16 protein-coding genes are annotated in these 16,325 nt (G+C 51.2%); 2 read left to right on the forward strand and 14 right to left on the reverse strand.

Annotation, left to right across the window (positions count from 1 at the left end; all coding sequences use genetic code 11):
* Window positions 1–156 precede the first annotated feature (156 nt).
* Window positions 157–738 carry a 50S ribosomal protein L25 gene (locus tag F3H12_RS11625; protein ID WP_149679488.1) on the reverse strand — a complete coding sequence of 194 codons (582 nt, stop codon included), beginning with the start codon at window positions 736–738 and terminating at the stop codon, window positions 157–159.
* 381 nt (window positions 739–1,119) lie between these two features.
* Window positions 1,120–1,989, reverse strand: coding sequence for a hypothetical protein (locus F3H12_RS11630; protein WP_243133277.1), 870 nt, complete (start codon window positions 1,987–1,989; stop codon window positions 1,120–1,122).
* Here F3H12_RS11630 and F3H12_RS13535 point away from each other — a divergent pair.
* Window positions 1,981–2,307 carry a hypothetical protein gene (locus tag F3H12_RS13535; protein WP_243133278.1) on the forward strand — a complete coding sequence of 109 codons (327 nt, stop codon included), beginning with the start codon at window positions 1,981–1,983 and terminating at the stop codon, window positions 2,305–2,307. The genes F3H12_RS11630 and F3H12_RS13535 overlap by 9 nt on opposite strands.
* Window positions 2,308–2,491: 184 nt before the next feature.
* On the opposite strand, the gene F3H12_RS11635 is transcribed toward F3H12_RS13535, so the two are convergent.
* The 5 genes from F3H12_RS11635 to F3H12_RS11655 form a co-directional block, all read right to left on the reverse strand.
* The gene (locus tag F3H12_RS11635; RefSeq protein ID WP_149679489.1) at window positions 2,492–3,256 is read right to left on the reverse strand and encodes a GNAT family N-acetyltransferase; all 765 of its coding nucleotides are present in this window, start codon (window positions 3,254–3,256) and stop codon (window positions 2,492–2,494) included.
* Window positions 3,257–3,312: 56 nt separating this feature from the next.
* Window positions 3,313–3,579, reverse strand: coding sequence for a zinc ribbon domain-containing protein (locus F3H12_RS11640; RefSeq protein WP_149679490.1), 267 nt, complete (start codon window positions 3,577–3,579; stop codon window positions 3,313–3,315).
* 47 nt (window positions 3,580–3,626) lie between these two features.
* On the reverse strand, window positions 3,627–4,265 hold the full coding sequence (locus F3H12_RS11645) for a GyrI-like domain-containing protein (protein ID WP_149679491.1): 639 nt from the start codon (window positions 4,263–4,265) through the stop codon (window positions 3,627–3,629).
* Window positions 4,266–4,538: 273 nt separating this feature from the next.
* A complete protein-coding gene (locus tag F3H12_RS11650) occupies window positions 4,539–5,405 on the reverse strand; it encodes an alpha/beta hydrolase (protein ID WP_149679492.1) in 867 nt (288 codons plus the stop codon).
* 18 nt (window positions 5,406–5,423) lie between these two features.
* A complete protein-coding gene (locus tag F3H12_RS11655) occupies window positions 5,424–6,338 on the reverse strand; it encodes a helix-turn-helix transcriptional regulator (RefSeq protein ID WP_149679493.1) in 915 nt (304 codons plus the stop codon).
* 320 nt (window positions 6,339–6,658) lie between these two features.
* Between F3H12_RS11655 and F3H12_RS13540 the strand changes: the two genes are divergently transcribed.
* Window positions 6,659–6,760, forward strand: coding sequence for a putative holin-like toxin (locus F3H12_RS13540; RefSeq protein WP_243133279.1), 102 nt, complete (start codon window positions 6,659–6,661; stop codon window positions 6,758–6,760).
* Between the two features lie 427 nt (window positions 6,761–7,187).
* Here F3H12_RS13540 and F3H12_RS11660 read toward each other — a convergent pair whose 3' ends face one another.
* From F3H12_RS11660 to F3H12_RS11685, 7 genes are all read right to left on the reverse strand, one after another.
* On the reverse strand, window positions 7,188–8,576 hold the full coding sequence (locus F3H12_RS11660) for a sensor histidine kinase (RefSeq protein WP_479694080.1): 1,389 nt from the start codon (window positions 8,574–8,576) through the stop codon (window positions 7,188–7,190).
* Window positions 8,576–9,289, reverse strand: a complete 714-nt coding sequence (locus F3H12_RS11665) for a response regulator transcription factor (RefSeq protein ID WP_149679494.1) — start codon at window positions 9,287–9,289, stop codon at window positions 8,576–8,578. Before F3H12_RS11665 ends, F3H12_RS11660 begins: the two co-directional genes overlap by 1 nt.
* A 47-nt stretch (window positions 9,290–9,336) precedes the next feature.
* The gene (locus F3H12_RS11670) at window positions 9,337–11,799 is read right to left on the reverse strand and encodes a heavy metal translocating P-type ATPase (protein ID WP_149679495.1); all 2,463 of its coding nucleotides are present in this window, start codon (window positions 11,797–11,799) and stop codon (window positions 9,337–9,339) included.
* Window positions 11,800–11,842: 43 nt separating this feature from the next.
* Entirely contained in the window at window positions 11,843–13,339 is a 1,497-nt protein-coding gene (locus F3H12_RS11675) for an urease accessory protein UreH domain-containing protein (RefSeq protein WP_149679496.1), read from the reverse strand.
* A gap of 15 nt (window positions 13,340–13,354) precedes the next feature.
* Entirely contained in the window at window positions 13,355–13,510 is a 156-nt protein-coding gene (locus F3H12_RS13610; protein WP_279232001.1) for an LDCC motif putative metal-binding protein, read from the reverse strand.
* Between the two features lie 14 nt (window positions 13,511–13,524).
* Window positions 13,525–14,034 carry a DUF2318 domain-containing protein gene (locus F3H12_RS11680; protein WP_149679497.1) on the reverse strand — a complete coding sequence of 170 codons (510 nt, stop codon included), beginning with the start codon at window positions 14,032–14,034 and terminating at the stop codon, window positions 13,525–13,527.
* Between the two features lie 213 nt (window positions 14,035–14,247).
* The gene (locus F3H12_RS11685) at window positions 14,248–16,140 is read right to left on the reverse strand and encodes a methyl-accepting chemotaxis protein (protein WP_149679498.1); all 1,893 of its coding nucleotides are present in this window, start codon (window positions 16,138–16,140) and stop codon (window positions 14,248–14,250) included.
* Window positions 16,141–16,325 lie beyond the last annotated feature (185 nt).

The raw sequence follows: 16,325 nt of genomic DNA on the forward strand, positions 1-16,325 counted from the left end.
CTGTTGGTTATGTTTTATTGTGTGGGTTACTTGAAAACTATACCACATCGAGAAGGTAACTTGCTTTTTTATTCCTACATAAACTTTACACTATGTCAAAGATAGCGTGTAGAAAATGATACGGCTGCGGTATGCCTACCGCAGCCGTTCCCACTGTCAGCTTGCCGCGCTTTCCGCGCTCTCTTCCTCCACACTCTCAGACTTTGCGGAGGTAATGACGGCAAGGATCTCGTTCTTATCTTCCAAAATCCTGATGCCCTCACCGAGGTGAAGATCCCCGACGGTGATCTTGTCGCCGATCTCCCTGTCGCCAACATCGATACTGACAAACTCAGGAATATCGGCCGCTTTACCCGTGATTTCCACCTCGGAGATAAACTCCTGAAGCAATAGCTGTTTGAGGGCCAGTTTTTCTTTTCCCTGAAAGACAACGGGCACTTTCAGGCGGATCTTGTCATCGCTGTGGATGGTCTGCATCTCCACATGGAGGATCTCCCCGTTGATGGGATCCTTCTGGACATCCTTAATGATGCATGTCCACTGGTTTTCTCCGAGTTTGAGCTGCACTTTGGAATTCTTTGTATGTCCCTGCAGCACTCTTCTGAACTCTCGCTGATCCAGCTTTATGCTTGTTGATTTGAGGTCCTTACCATAGACGACGCCTGGGATAAAGCCCATCTTCCTTACCTTGTTGGCCTTCTCGGTCCTTTCAGCTGCGCAAAGAACTGTTTGACTCATTTGCACCGCCTCCTTTTAATTTTCAGTTATGTAAGGGAAGGTTTTAAAGAATGGCGTCATTCTTTGATAGGTATTCTGTCGCTGCCCCGCATTGCTGGAAGCTTATGTTAGCACCCCTGTCAGCGGAGTGGCTGACGGTTATTATTTTACCCCGATGATCGGCAAAGTCAACGTGCAAGGAGACCGATTTGCAAAGATTATGGATGGTGTCGCCCGAATGCTCGTAAAAATGACCCGGTTATGAACCCATTCCGCCGGTTTCTCCCTGAACAGGTAATCATTCCTGGCCTGGCGGAAACAGGACGAAAAAACATTGATATGCAAGCCAACAAGAACCGGCATGGGCTTATACCGGACCAACGATTCTGATGGGTGCCGCCGCTATTTTTCCACCACTTTTCTGTATGGCGCGATCATGCCTTCAAAAAGCTTGTTCCCTATTTTAGCTTTCAGCCTTGGCGAAGCAATGAGGGCTCCCACGAGATACATTTTCAATACCGTTCCTTTTTGCTTCTGCGGGAAATCGTACAGACCATGCTTCTTGTAGAACCGGTGATCGGCTTTCATCATCCCCCGCATGAGCCATATAAGATCCCTGAAAATCTTCATCCCGCCCACACCATAGAAGTTTCTGGGCTGGATATACCGATGGCTGATGGCATAATCGAGCCTTGCGGCAAGCCGGTCTATCTCAGCGTCCGGATCGATCTCATCGCAGGCAACACCTGCGAGGAAATTGCCGCCTACCTCGCTCCTGCCCTCGATGATCATCTGCAGATTAGGCTCTTCGGGATAGTTTCCACTAACCAGATATCCGGTGGGTTTTCCCATGGTCACGGTTCGGTGGCCGTTGCAGAACTGCCTGTCATCATACATTTTGAAGATAGAACCCATGGAGTGGTCCTTAATGGAAAAGGCATAGACGATGGCATCGGCCGCCTGGATTTCATTGCGCAGGAAATCATCTAAAACGTCCTTATAAACACATTTTCCAGAAACCGCGCAATGGAAGCATCCCAGACAACCGCCCTGAAAGGGATATCCGGAGATGTTGACAATGCGGCTCTTATGCTTCAGAACCGCCCTGAACCTGTCAATCATGGCTTTAAGCTGTGTATCGTCTCCGGCACAATCGGTAACAATGACCACATCCCCGGTTTTCCCGGCCTCACCGGACTCAGCCGGGCTGACCGGGCGATGGGACGGAGCCGCAGCATGTTTGGGAAAGGTTTCATACACATCATGGGCCATACACCAGCACACATATTCAAAAAACGCTTTAGCGGTTCTTTGCCCTTCTTCCGTCAAAAGGTCGTCCATATCCGCAGACAGCCCATGAATGTATTTCATGCCAAGATCCTGGCAGTTCTGCTGGATGTACCTGTGCGCCGTCACATCATAAAAATGTTTGGAAGTGGTTATCTGGGTGGCAAACTTCCCGGACAAATCAAGGCCGGATGCTTTCAACAGCTCAATGAACCGGTGAAGCTGGCTGGGCGCGATAAAGGTATATACCGGATGCGAAAATATGAGCAGATCGGCTTCCGATATCGCTTGTGCAGCAAATGAAAATCTCTCTCAAGGGATCGGATTTGCTGACCCACATGAAGATATTGAAACGCATGTTCAGGAAAATGCTTTTCCAGAAATAAAGACGTATGCAGCGTTATACTGTACTTGCCTTTTGGGCTTCCGTTCAAGACCAGAACCTTCATCCTGTTCCCCCCTTATTTGCAACAGAGCGGCCTGTGTCTTAAACTATTTTATCACAATTCTGTGCCAAAACCTTCTTTAAATGACCTTCATTGAGCAGCTGCAAGGTCAGAAACCGGCCCTGGTAAAACACGGCATAATTATTAAACACACCAGGTACAGCCTTTGCTTTCTCGAGCGAATCCACCTGAATCAGGTTCAGAGGAATGTGGCGCTCACTGCAGTACCGCTCAACTTGCCGTACACAGTCCAGGATGCATGGACACTGCCTGGAATAATAAATGGTAAGCTCTTTGGCTTCAATTGCCTGTCTGCGCGCGGATTCAGAAAATGTGGGCTTTTGTCCGTCGAATGAAAGAGCCAGCAGTTCATAATCGCCAATGGCATCAACAACCTCGAATCCGTATTTGAGCATGTATTTTTTATCCGTCAGGTAGGGTTTCTTCTTTTTTGAGCTGATGACGCAAACACCAGACCTTCCATGCTTTCTGGCATCCTCGATGCAATACGCGAGAAGGCTTTTGCCATGCCCTTTATTCTTGAAGCTGCCGGATACCCAGAAGCAATAAATAAAGAAAAAGTTATCGCCGGTGACAGGAACCCAGGCCGTTTCCAGCGGCGCGTATTCAATAAAAACCTTTCCCCGCGCATCAAGCTTTCTGAACACATGCCCTTCCGGTATCCGTTCAGAGAGCCAGGCTTTCTTCAATTCAACCCCATCCTGGTGTTTTTTATCGGAAATTGCACAACACAGATGCTCTCCGGCAAGATTATCCCTGTCCAGGCTGATATAGCTATGGCACATTCTCAAACCCTCCTCTGAAAAAAGCGGCATAGACATGAATCTATGCCAACTGAACATTAACCGTTTTTCCAGCGTTTCAGGCTGGGAAAGTATTCCCTCATCCTGTTTCTGGCTTCATCCTCGCTCATGCCGGGATTGGCCGCCACCATGTGGGGAACACAAACCTCGATCATCTGCTCCATGGAAATGTCCGCCGTGAAAGCTCCGTCCTGATAACAGTACTTGCAATAGTCTTCATTCCTGGTACCGTCCCCATTGGTGCCATACAGCTCATCCTCATCCCCCATGGGCATGGCGCAGGATTGGCAAAATTTCACTTTCATCTTCATTCCTCCTATGCATTTATTGGTTTTGGCGTAAAGCGCCATAATCAGACTTGTTTCACCGGGTGCCTGAGCACCGTTTTCATGCTTTCAGGCTTGCATTTCCTCGGGTCTGAAAGGTAAATCTCGTGATGCTTCCCGCCGCTTGTCAGCCCGTCCTTCAGGCCATGTTCCAGAAGAAAAGCCTCCACTTTCGTCATGGTCTCGGGCTCTGTGGTATATGGGCCCGTATGCATGATCTGCACACACAGGCCTTCATAAAAGGTCACAAACCGGGCCTTGTGAACCGCAAGCTCCGGTTTCTTCCTCTCCAACTCGGCTTTCGCCCATTGCACAAGCTCATCATCAACAAAATCCGGCTGGCGTATCATCAGGGTCCATTTCCAGTTGTCCCGCTTTTCAAAGGAGAAAGCACCCTCTTCGATCCACCACAGTCCTTCCAGGGGAGGCACCACATAATCGAAATAGCCTTCCGGTTGCCTGCCTTTTTTCCTGCTCATCTTGATGGCATAGGACAAGCCATACAGCAGTTCGGTTGCCTGCCGGAATTCAGGATTATTGTTGGGATCCCCGTTTCCGTCCACCATGAGAAAGTTCATGGACGGCACCTCGATTAATTCCGGTTCATCCTTCGGCATGTATAAATCCTTATAGGCCCTTTTGAAATCAAACGCTTTCTCGCCCATTCTGATACCTCCCTCAATCAATCCAACCGTACATTTGCGTTCATGGTATCACAGCAAACCTGACAACAGTTTGTCAGGATTATGCCTGTTCTTTTTTATTATGGCAAGTATTCTCCCCTTCCTGTTTCTTGCCGCAAAAAAAGCCCGGCAGAAATCTGCCAGGCTCGCAGCAAACCGATCCGTATTTCCTCCGGCCATCCTTTTCCGGGTCCAGGCTGATCCGGAAGTCCGCGTTCACAGGTATCGCTGTCCGCAAACGCGGCCGCCGGCTTTTCAGGCAACGCTGTTGATGAATTCCGCAACCGTGCGGATATATGCATCCGCATTCAGCAGCAGCGCCAGATGCCTGCCGCCTATCCCGGTGTTGACAACCGGATTGGTCATTGTGCCGATTAGCGCCTGTTTGACCGGTTCGCCAAAGGTATGATCATCGTCCGAGAGCAGCAGCAAAACTCTTTTGTCCAGATAGGTGAAGACAGGTTTTGTGCGCTCCAGTTCATTTTCCAGGTCAATCATCAGCCGGCACATGTTCAGCTCATGCCTGCGGGTAATCTTATTGAACACATGGTCAAAGAGATCGGTCAGATACTTTCTCGCGTCAGGTTCGCATTGGGTAAACTCTCTGACGATTCGTTTGAACAGGATTCTTTTCAATAAAGGCATGGGGACTGCCTTGACCAAACGTACGGTCTTTTTCAGCCCGTTGACCATTTGGAGCAGGAACGCCTTGGCTTCATCCCCCATATCCGAATCCAGGCATCCCGTATTGGACAGGACCAGGCCCGACACGATCTCCGGGTGCCGCTTTGCTATCACCTGGGCAATGAGGCCCCCATAGGACTGCCCGACCAAATAGACATGCCTTAAACGCAACTCCTGGATGAGCGCCGCAATACCGTCTGCCAGCACGGCATTCCGGCAGGTTTCGTAAGGATAATCGAATGTGAGCACCGTGAACCTGCTCGCAAATTCGGTAAAATGCTTATAAAAGGCGTCTGAAATACCGAGCCCGCCAATCAGTAAAACGACCGTCTTTTCGCCGTTTCCCCCAAGCCTGTAATGGAAGGTCAGCCCGTTGATTCGCATGCTTTTTACGGGATATTTCTCATTAAATCGTTCGAAATCAGTCCTGAAATCCATAGGTCCCTCCGCCCTTTCTCAGTCATAAATCCTGCAGATGCTTTCGGCCATTTGCTTTATTCTGTCCCGAAGCTCTGCAGGCTCCAATACCTCAACCTTATCCCCGAAGCCCAGCAGAAAGCCGTACAGCCAACCGTCGATGCGCATATGGAAGGTGACTTTCAGCCTGCCATCCGGGGTTGTTTCATAACTGTCCACCCCAAAAATATCATTCAACGCATAGACCATGGACTTATCGAACAAAGCGACAATGGGCGCATGCTGCCCTCCGTCGGCATCCCAGTTCACCCTGTCGATTGAAAACGCCCGGGGCTCAAACCGCGTGTCGGTTACTTTCAGTTCGTTCATCCTCCCGAGCCTGAACAGCCTGAAATCCTGCCGCAGCAGGCAATAGGCATAAAGATACCAGTTGGCTTCCTTGAAAACGATGACGCAGGGCTCCACCTGCCTTTGCGTCAGTTCTCCATTGCTGAAATACGAAAACTCAATGACTTTCCGCTCCTGTATGGCCTTCTTGATCTCCTGTATGCGTGAGCCCAACTGATCATTCCGGTTCCAGGGCGACAGGTCAATCATGATCTCATTGCCTGCGGCAACATAATCGGAGGCGTTCGCCACGCTGTTCAGCTTATCGATCAGGAGCCGGATTTTCACATCCCCGCTGATGCTGTAGAGGCCTTTTAATCCAGCGATGATTCTGTTGACCTCATCGCCGGTCAGCAGATTCCTGTCCAGCTTATATCCTTCCATAATGCTGATGCCGCCATCGGCTCCCTGGCATGTGCTGATGGGAATACCGGCCTGTGACAAGGCTTCAATGTCCCTGTAGATGGTCCGGACCGAAACCTCAAACCTATCTGCCAGTTCCTGCGCTTTTACCTTATTGTGTTGCAACAGGTAGATGATGATGGACAGCATCCTCTCAAGCTTCATGGCGCCATTCGCCTCCCAGTCTGCATGACAGCATTATAGCACAACCAGGAATCACATGATTGGACCATGTCCTTATGAACCAGCAGCATTTTGCCCTGTTCCGGCAACTTCTGGATATCCTTATACTCCGAAGCCCGTTTTCTTTTGCGGCTCACACCGTTTCTGTGTTCCAAAAGATAGACCGTTTCGCAAAGCACAGACACTAACAGGAAACGGCAATGATTGATAGTTCATACCAATTATGCTATATTTTTATATGATAGTTGGTTATTGCAGGGTGTGGTGCCACCTCAATCCGTCTGGAAAGGAGGTGGTGTGATATGACAGTATATGAGGCCATCTCTTTGATGATAGCCTTCGCTGTATTCGTCATATCGCTTATCTCCTTGATGATTGCCATTAACAAGCATTTCAAGAGATAAAAAAATCACCCTGCAATCCATAGCAGGGTGAGCTAATCCATCCTCTGTGGCACCGCATCTTGCGGAACCAACTATCTTCATTTTTATTATAGCATGATCTGATTGTTTGTAAACATTATTTTTATTTCTATAAAATTACTGCTCAGGTGTAGCGTTGCGGGTATTTTGAAATTGCCACGCACCGCTTATATGGTGCTCGCAATGACAGTTCGGGTGCGGATTAACGGGTATTTTGAGATTGCCGCGCTCCACTTCGTTCCGCACGCAATGACAGCCAGAGTATGGTTCTGCGAGCCTGTTCTATCGTGTCATTGCGAGGAGCAACGCAACGAAGCAATCTCATCCGCTTGCGAGGCTGCTTATCAAGTGCTAGGAATTGCCACGCCTCGTTTTACGCGGCTCGCAATGACAGTGCAGGCGTTGCAGTTTATCTGGGCAAGGTTATCGTAAACTCCGTCCCTTCCCCCACCTTGCTTCTTACCTGGATACTCCCCTTGTGGGCATCAACAATGGTCTTTGCGATGGTAAGACCGATACCGGCGCCCCCGGTCAGCCTGTTTCGCGACTTGTCCGCACGGTAGAACCGCTCAAAGATATGGGGCAAATCCTCCGGCGGAATACCTGTCCCGTTATCCCTCACCGCTATTCTCGTCACATCATCGGCTCCCTCCACCGAAACCTGAACCATACCGCCCGGCGGGGTATATTTGAGGGCGTTGGACAAAAGGTTAACGACAACCTGGCTGATCTTGTCCCTATCCGCGGTGATGATCTCCCTCCCGCCAGTAAACCGTATCTCAATACCCTTGGCGGCAAAATCATTTTCAAAGTTTCGGATGATGTGCCGGATGAGTTCTGAAACATCAAAATCGGTTTTTGTCAGGATCAGGTTATCGCTTTCATACCTGGCCAGTTTTTCAAGATCCCCGACCAGCCGGTTTATCCGCATGATCTCCTCGTGGCAGCTTTTGAGCCTCTGGACATCGGGCTCCCAGATCCCGTCGATCATGGCCTCCATATGGCTTTGCAGGGTGGCCAGAGGGGTTCTCAGCTCGTGGGCCACATCCGCGGTAAGCCGCTTTCGCAGGGCTTCCTGGTTTTCCAGGGTTTCGGCCAGGTTGTTGATTGCTTCTGTCAGCTGGGCGATCTCCTTCGTGGTGGAGGGTTCGGCTATCCTGCCGCCGAAATAGCCCTTGGCGATCATCCGGGCCGTGGTGGTCACACGCGCAATGGGTGTGCTCAGCCTTTTGGCCATCAAGGAGCCGATGAGGAAGGACAAAACGAGCGAAAACGCGCCAACGCCTATAAAAAGCCTGTTCAAGGTATTGATGAACGCCAGGTCGCTGTCATTGAAATAGAACGGGCCATAGTACCCAATCACAACCTTTCCGACCACGCCTAAATCGCCTGCAAGGGGATAGACATCCTCCACATAGCTGCCTTCCCAGTTTGGATAACGGCTGCTCATGTTTTTGGCCATATGGGCCAGCATCTGCTCGCATTGCTCATTGTCATGGACGGTGGCATCCCATATGAGGTTTCCCGACGCATCGATGACCTTCAGGATCAGTCCCTGCTCAAGGGCATTGAGGCAGATCTGCTCAATGGCGTCCCGATCCCATTCCTCTCCGGTTTTGAACTGCTGGCTGACCTGCGCGACAATTTCCCTGCTTTTGCGTTCCTGGTTTTCAATGACGTATTCCTTGAAATGTTTGTCCAGCAGCAGGTTCGTAATGAGGCTGACCAGCAGAACCGATATCAGGACTACTGAAACAAAGGACAGCGACAGCTTGGTTCTCAGACTGAATTTCATCATCAATCGCCTTTCTCATCGCCGCCAAACCGGTATCCTATCCCATGAACCGTCAATACATATTTCGGGTTCCTGGGATCGGGCTCGATTTTTTGCCGGATGTTCTTGATATAGGTGTCAATGGTCCTGTCATAGCCGTCGAAATTCTCCCCCAGCCCGATACGGATCAGCTCATCCCTGGTAAAGGTCTTGTCGGGATACCTGGCCAGGGTGAGCAGCAGCCGGTATTCATTGGGCGTCAGGTTGACGGATTTTTCGTGCCTTCTGACCTCATACTTCAACGTATCGATTACCAGTTCCCCATGATTGAAGGACAACAGGCTCGATAGAGGGATCAGCGCATCCTCGGACCTTCTCAGCACAGCCTTGACCCTTGCCACCAGTTGCCTCGGGCTGAAGGGTTTTGTGACATAATCGTCCGCTCCGATGTTCAGACCCCTCAGGATGTCCTCTTCTTCCACTTTTGCGGTCAGCATGATGATGGGAACCCGTGATCGCTTCCTTAAGGTTTTGCAAATCTCCTCCCCCGATATATCCGGAAGCATCAGGTCCAGTATAACCAGGGCGGGTTTTTCCTGTTCAAACTGCTCCAGGGCTTCCTTGCCGTTATAGGCTTCCACCACCTGGTATCCGCTGTTTTCCAGGTAGGACTTGACAACCTCCACGATCTTCGCTTCATCATCAACAACCAGGATCTTATTTGGTATATCGCCCATAATGACCTCCGGACAGGGATCTCGCCGGAAATTCCGCGGCATGGCGGCTATTTGTACGGCTTAAACCGCTTGAGCCTTAAGGCATTGGTCAGAACCGACACCGAGCTCAGCGACATGGCTGCGGCTGCAAACATCGGGTTCAGGAGCGGCCCGCCGAAAAGGTACAGCAGCCCGGCCGCAATCGGAATACCGGCCACATTGTAGCCAAAGGCCCAGAACAGGTTCTGCCTGATGGTGCGTATGGTGCTTCTGCTCAGGTGGATGGCCGTGGGAACATCCATCAGGTCGCTTCTCATGAGCACGATATCGGCCGATTCCAACGCCACATCGGTACCCGAGCCGATGGCAATGCCGATGTCGGCCTGTACCAGCGCGGGTGCGTCATTGATGCCGTCACCCACCATGGCGACCTTCTTTCCTTCGGCCTGCAGTTTCTTGACCTCGTTGGACTTATCCTGCGGCAGTACCTCGGCCAAAACCCGGTCGATGCCTACCTGTTTCGCGATGGCCTCGGCGGTCTTCCGGTTGTCGCCTGTGATCATGGCCACCTCAATCCCCATGGACTGGAGTTGTTTGATGGCCCTGGCGCTGTTTTCCTTGACCACATCGGCCACAGCAATGATACCCGATACCTGGTTGTCCACGGCAACATACATGGGCGTTTTTCCCTCGTCGGCAAGCCTGTCGGACTGATCTGAAAGCTCGCCCAGGGATATGCCCCTGTCATCCATCAGCTTCCTGTTGCCGATCAAAACCTGCCGGCCTTCAATCACCACTTCAATACCGTGGCCGGGTATGGCTTCAAATCTTTCGGTCTTCATCAATTCCAGACCTTCTTCCTCCGCCTGATTCACGATCGCCTTACCCAGGGGATGTTCGGAACCCTTTTCGCCGGAAGCGGCCATCTTAAGCAAAAACTCCCTGGAAACGCCGGCGGCCGTAATGATATCGGTCACCTTCGGTTTGCCTTCGGTGATGGTACCGGTTTTATCGAAAACGATGGTATTGATCCTGTGGGTGATTTCAAGGGCTTCCCCGCTCTTGATGAGGATGCCGTACTCGGCGCCCTTGCCCGTTCCCACCATAATGGCGGTCGGCGTGGCAAGGCCCAGGGCGCACGGGCAGGCAATCACCAGCACGGAGATAAAGATGGTCAGGGCAAAGACCAGGGATTTGCCGGCAATGAGCCATCCAGCAAAGGCAAGGACCGCGATGGCCACCACGATGGGCACAAAATAGCCGGAGACGATATCGGCCAGCTTGGCAATGGGCGCCTTGGAGCCCTGGGCTTCTTCCACCAGCCGGATGATCTGCGCCAAAGCGGTATCGCTGCCCACCCTGGTGGCTTTGAACCGGATCATGCCGTTGGTGTTCAGACTTGCGGCGTAAACCTTATCGCCTACCTTTTTGTCAACCGGAATGCTCTCGCCGGTCAGCATGGACTCGTCGATGGCCGTGTGCCCTTCAATGATCTCCCCGTCCACCGGTATTTTTTCGCCCGGCCTGACCAGGATCACATCACCGTTCTCCACCTCGTCGATGGGGATTTCGGTTTCTTTTCCGTCCTGGATGACGATGGCGGTTTTAGGTGCCAGCCCCATCAGTTTCTTGATGGCCTCCGAGGTCTTCCCTTTCGATACGGCCTCCAGGGACTTCCCGAGCAGGATCAGCGTAATGATAACCCCGGCCGTTTCAAAATACAGGTTTTCAACAGCGTGCATATTGCCGCTCCAAATCAGCCAGGTGGAATACAGGCTGTAGATGACCGCCGCCGATGTGCCGACGGCTATCAGGGAATCCATGTTTGGACTTCTCTGTATCAAGGCTTTAAAGCCGACCGTGTAAAAATTGCGTCCGGCAATGATGACCGGTATCACCAGGATGATTTGGGCAAGCGCATAGTTCAAGGGATAATGCATGGGCTCCAGAAAGCCGGGAATGGGAAAAGGCAGCCACGCGATCATCGGAACCATGGCCAGGTACAGAAGCGGCACAGCAAACACCGCCGATACGATAAATTTAGTCCACAGGGTGCGTATCTCCTTTTCCTTGCGCAGCTTATCCTCATCAACCGTCTTTTTTTCAACGCTCAGGGCCTTGTAGCCAATATCCTCAATGGTCTGCCTGATGGCTGACAGCCTGATCTTCTGCGGGTCATATTCCACCGTCGCTTTTTCGGTGGCAAAGTTCACCGAAGCCCGCAGCACTCCTTCCTTCCTGCCCAGCACTTTTTCAATGCGGTTGGCGCAAGCGGCGCAGGTCATACCCCCGATGGGGATGGTCACCGTGTTCTTCCTCTGATCCTCGACAATGCCATAACCGGCATCCTTAACCGTTTCCTTGATTTTATCCAGAGATACCTTTTGGGCGTCATACTCCACAGAAAGCTTTTCGGCAGCAAAATTAACCGAAGCCTGTACAACCCCTTCAAGCTTTCCCACAACCCTTTCGATCCGCTTTGCGCATGCGGCGCAGGTCATGCCGCTTATCCCGACAATCTCCCTGTTCATAAGATACCGCCTTTCATTTCTTCAATATAGCACAAATTTACCGTCAGTGGCATAAATGTAGCCCTCCGAAAAACCGGTTTGCCTCCGGATTGATTGCATCAACCTGTTTTTCCTTAATAACAGCAGCCGCTGCCTTGCCGACAGGTATTCTGTAATCCGATTGCCGTACTTCTCCGCCGGTTCCGATATTGTTAATATCATCAACCACAACGATTTTACTCCTGATCATCCCCATCCAGCAGCTATAGACAAATGTGCCTGTTTCGGTGGGTGTAAACTCGATGATGTTGTCACCCGGCGCAAGCTTTTTGCTTTTATTGAAAGCGGGTATGATAATCTCGTTGTTGCAGCCGTTGATATCTTCCTTCCGGGCTTTTATGACCCATCTCACAGGAATGCCCTTCTGCACGGTAATCGGTTCATACCTGCCCGAATACAGCCTGGTGGTCACCACCTGAACGCCATCCTGCACCACGGCAACATTGCCGCTTCTTGCACGGCTTCCTCCGTCGAAGGACGGGGATGGGAGTGAAAAGCCTGACAGAGCCAGTCCCCGGCCTGCCATGCTCAAGCCGAGGGCGATGACCAGAACAGCGCTGATTCGCATCATCTTATGGGTATATTTCCCGCTCAGCAAGGTGCTCAGCGCCCCAAAGCCAAACATCAGCGGCACCGTGCCCATGCTGAACAGGAACATGGATAAAGCCCCGGCGGCAAAGCTTCCGGTACCCAGTGCATAGAGCTGCATGGCCTGAAGCGGGCCGCAGGGCATCAGGCCGTTGAGCAGGCCCACATAGAAGGGCCCGCGCTTCCCTCTGCCTCCTGGCAGCTTCCTGCGGAACATGCCGGGTATCCTGGGATTGAGATTTTTGAGCCACGGAAACACATTGAGCATGTTCAGCCCCATGATCACCATGAACACGCCGGCGATAACAGCCACTATTCCCCTGGCGGCACCTGAGAAGCTGATGACCGAACCCAAAGCCCCGACAATGCCGCCGATGACCGTATAGGATATCACCCGGCCGGCGTTATACAGAAGGCTCGGCCTGAGCTTTGAGAACCTGCCGTTGCCTGTTGCATACGAAACGCACTGGGAAAGGTTGAGCCCACCGCACATGGCCACGCAGTGAAGGGATGTGAGCAGGCCCACCACGAACAGAACCCCATATCCCATGGACGCTTCAATCTCGGGTAGGAAGTCAATCCCCACAGTGTTCAGCATGACATAAATAGCAAGCGCCAGGACACCAATCCCCAGCAGCCGGCTGGTAGGTGTACGTTTGTCCGCCGCCTTTGTGTCTGATGGCTCCCTGGTTTCGCCGCCGACCTTGTATTCCAGTTTTTCTATCGCTTCTATAATCTGCTCCAGCCTGATGACACCGGCATCGTAGGTTACAAAAACCTGGGAGTTGGCATATATCGCCCTGGCTTCCACAACGCCGTCCAGCTTTCGCAGCGCCTTCTCAATCCTCGATTCACAGCCGGTACACGTCATACCTTCTATTTTCAGAACTTTCAGGATCAATTGCCGTTCCATAACACACCGCCTGTCTTACGGTTCGCCTGGAGTTTGCCTTTTTGCTGTCGCCGTCGCCGGCGACCGGTTCAATCGGCAGCAGTCAAGGGGAGCCTTCCCAAAAGCTTTTTCATTTTCCTTTGCAAGCCTTTCCAGAAAGACGGATATGGCTTTCTTGATATGTTTCAGCATATGAGCCGCTCACCTCATCTCCAGTTCTCGAACAAACCCCTGTTTGCTTCCAGGAAGGCCTGCGGAATGACGATTTTCTCATCGTCCTCCGTCTTATTCTCTTCCAGGATGGGCACCGGATTGCAACCGCCCCTTACCCGTTCAACCTGGTCGAGCAGGAATCGGTTCCCGCAGTTCTGGCAGACCAGTTCGGCTCCTTCCTGCTTGTAATAGCCCCTGCCGGAGTCAAAACAAACCTGGCAGGTATTGAAGGCCGTCCTGATGGATCCATCGCCGGCTTTGACAGCCAGGACCTCCATCTTTGTCTTTCCCGCCTGATAGGGATAAAATCTGGCCGTTTTCGTGACTTCGCTCTTTGGAATGACCAAATCGCCCGACCGGCTCCCCGCATTCTCGGAAGAGAGCAGACGTATAGCCACAAAACCGGTTAGGAGCGCAACGATAACAAAAACAGTCGCAAATACTGTCCGGTTTTTGCCCGATACCGCCTGGACCTTTTTCCCAGGCTGACCTGATTGGCCCATGTTCATACCACCTTTTCCGCTTCATAATTGCATCATGAAATTAGCACATTTTTGTGAAGATTTTATGAAGGTCTGTCAACAGCGCAGGCAAATCGGAACAGGTTTCAAAGGCTTAGCCAGAACGAAAAGCCGGAAGGCCCGGGAACCCATGTTTTCCGGGTTCACCGGGCCTTCCGCTCATGAACCGATGCTTCGCTTTCGCACATGACAAGATCAGACGCACATTTTTTCAGCGGAGAGCACAATTTCCCCAACCGTATTCTCTATATGCTGCATGGAGGCACTGGCTTCCTCTGACGCGGCAAGGACATTCTGGATGTTTTCATTGACCATGATGACGACTTTTTCCAGCTTGCTGATCATGTCATTGATCTTTTCAATATCGTTTTCAATCACGCTGTTGATCTCACGGGAACCGGCCACAGCCATGTTGGCGTCCTCGGCGAGTTTCCTGACCTCCTCGGCAACCACCTGGAATCCTCTACCGTAATCACCCGCCCTTGCGGCCTCAATGGAAGCGTTCAGGGACAACAGTCGCGTCTGTTCGGAAATATTCCTGATGGTCTGTGACATCTGCAGGTAATCATCAAACTTCTTCCTCAGTTCGTCGGTACTTTCGGCGCTGTTCCGCGAGAGCGCTTCCACCTCCATCATCTGGGTATTGATCTCCGTGATGGAGTTGGCAATGCTGTTGTAAACTTGCACCATTTCCCCGATGACATGATTCACAGTCTCCACATCGTTTTTAAGCCTGCCGATGAATTCTGTTTGTTTGGCAGCCATGTCATTGGCCTTGGCCAGGAGCTCCTCCACCTTGCCTTTTTGCTCGGAGATATCATCAAAGGATTTCTGCAGCTTTTTCTTGGAATAATTGATGCAGTTTTCAGGAAAATTGAAGCCAAGGAAAACGGCTTCAGCCATTTGCCGGCATGACTCATACCCGCAGGCCGAGCAATCGATGGTCCTTTCCTCCTGGGTATACTTTTCAAGGGCGAGAAATCCCGCTTCCCTGTCCTTATCGCTGATGCGGACATCATCGCTTCTCGGTGTATAGGAATACATGAAATCTTCCATTTTCAGGACCTTATCAAAATGACTGATAAGCTTTCGGTATCTTAAATGCTTTCTTAACGGGGAAACGTTTGCGCCGTAAGCCTTGGCAAACAGTGCCTGTTCCTTACTGTCATGGGCAATGCCGGCCTCGGTGCCCGTACCGGACAGGCAGCCTTCCGAGCAATTCAGGATGTCTATCACAGCGGGAATAATTTCTTCGGATTCGTTGATCTCTTTCAGGTATTCATGGGCAAGCGCCGGCCCTTCTATCCGCTTGATATGGAACTTCCTTCCGAAAAGCTGCTCAACGCATTCCTTCAACCCGCCCGGGGTCGGATACCAGTATCCTACCAGGCTGGCGGGGGAATCATACCCTGTTTCCGCCTTAGGATCGAAATGGGAGGCGTTATAACGTTCCATCAGCTTTCTGAACGTGACATTGTAACTGATCAGCTGATCCTTACTGAATTCATCGGCCTTGCCTATACAGGGAGAGATTGCCGCTATCTTTCCGCCAAAGCCCTCATACTTCCTGATATACGCAGCCGTGCAAAACATGGGTGATCCGATCGGACTAAGATACTTGATGAGATTGGGATAACACTGTTCAATGCTGTTGACAATTACCGGGCAGGGCTGGGCGATGACCGTTTTCAGCCCCATTTTCTGAACAGCCCGGATATACAGGTAAGTGGTTATATCCGCCCCGAAACTGACATCATAGATCAGTTTCACGCCCATCTCCCTGAGCCAGGCCAGGACATTTCTAAACTTGCCCGGATAGTTGAACTGGAATGACGGCGCCACAATGACGGCCATTTCAGTCCCGTTTTTCAGATCTCTGAAGAAAACGTCCGTGTCATCCGTATAGCTGCGCGCTCCGTGACCGCAGATCTTCAGGCATTCGCCGCACAGGATGCAGTGCTTGTGATCAACGACGATCTTCCTGTCTTCGGTCACCCTGTTCGCAAAAGGTACGATGCATTTCCGCAGGCACTTATTGCAGCCGACACATTTTGTGTTGTCTGTCACAATAACACCGGCTCTGATCAATTTAGCTCCCTCCACATTATCTGATATTTATGACATCTATAAGAAAACACAACCAGTAAATATATCGTCAATAATAAAGTACTATTTAGTGATCAAGTCCAATTTTTTGTGTAAAAATCCCTCTAGTTAGAACCAAGTGTTTCTATCACCACCGCTTGGCTTATTATACCGCCTCCGACCCTTTA

This window comes from Thermoclostridium caenicola (assembly GCF_900142095.1).
GTDB classification, from domain to species: domain Bacteria; phylum Bacillota; class Clostridia; order DSM-8532; family DSM-8532; genus Thermoclostridium_A; species Thermoclostridium_A caenicola.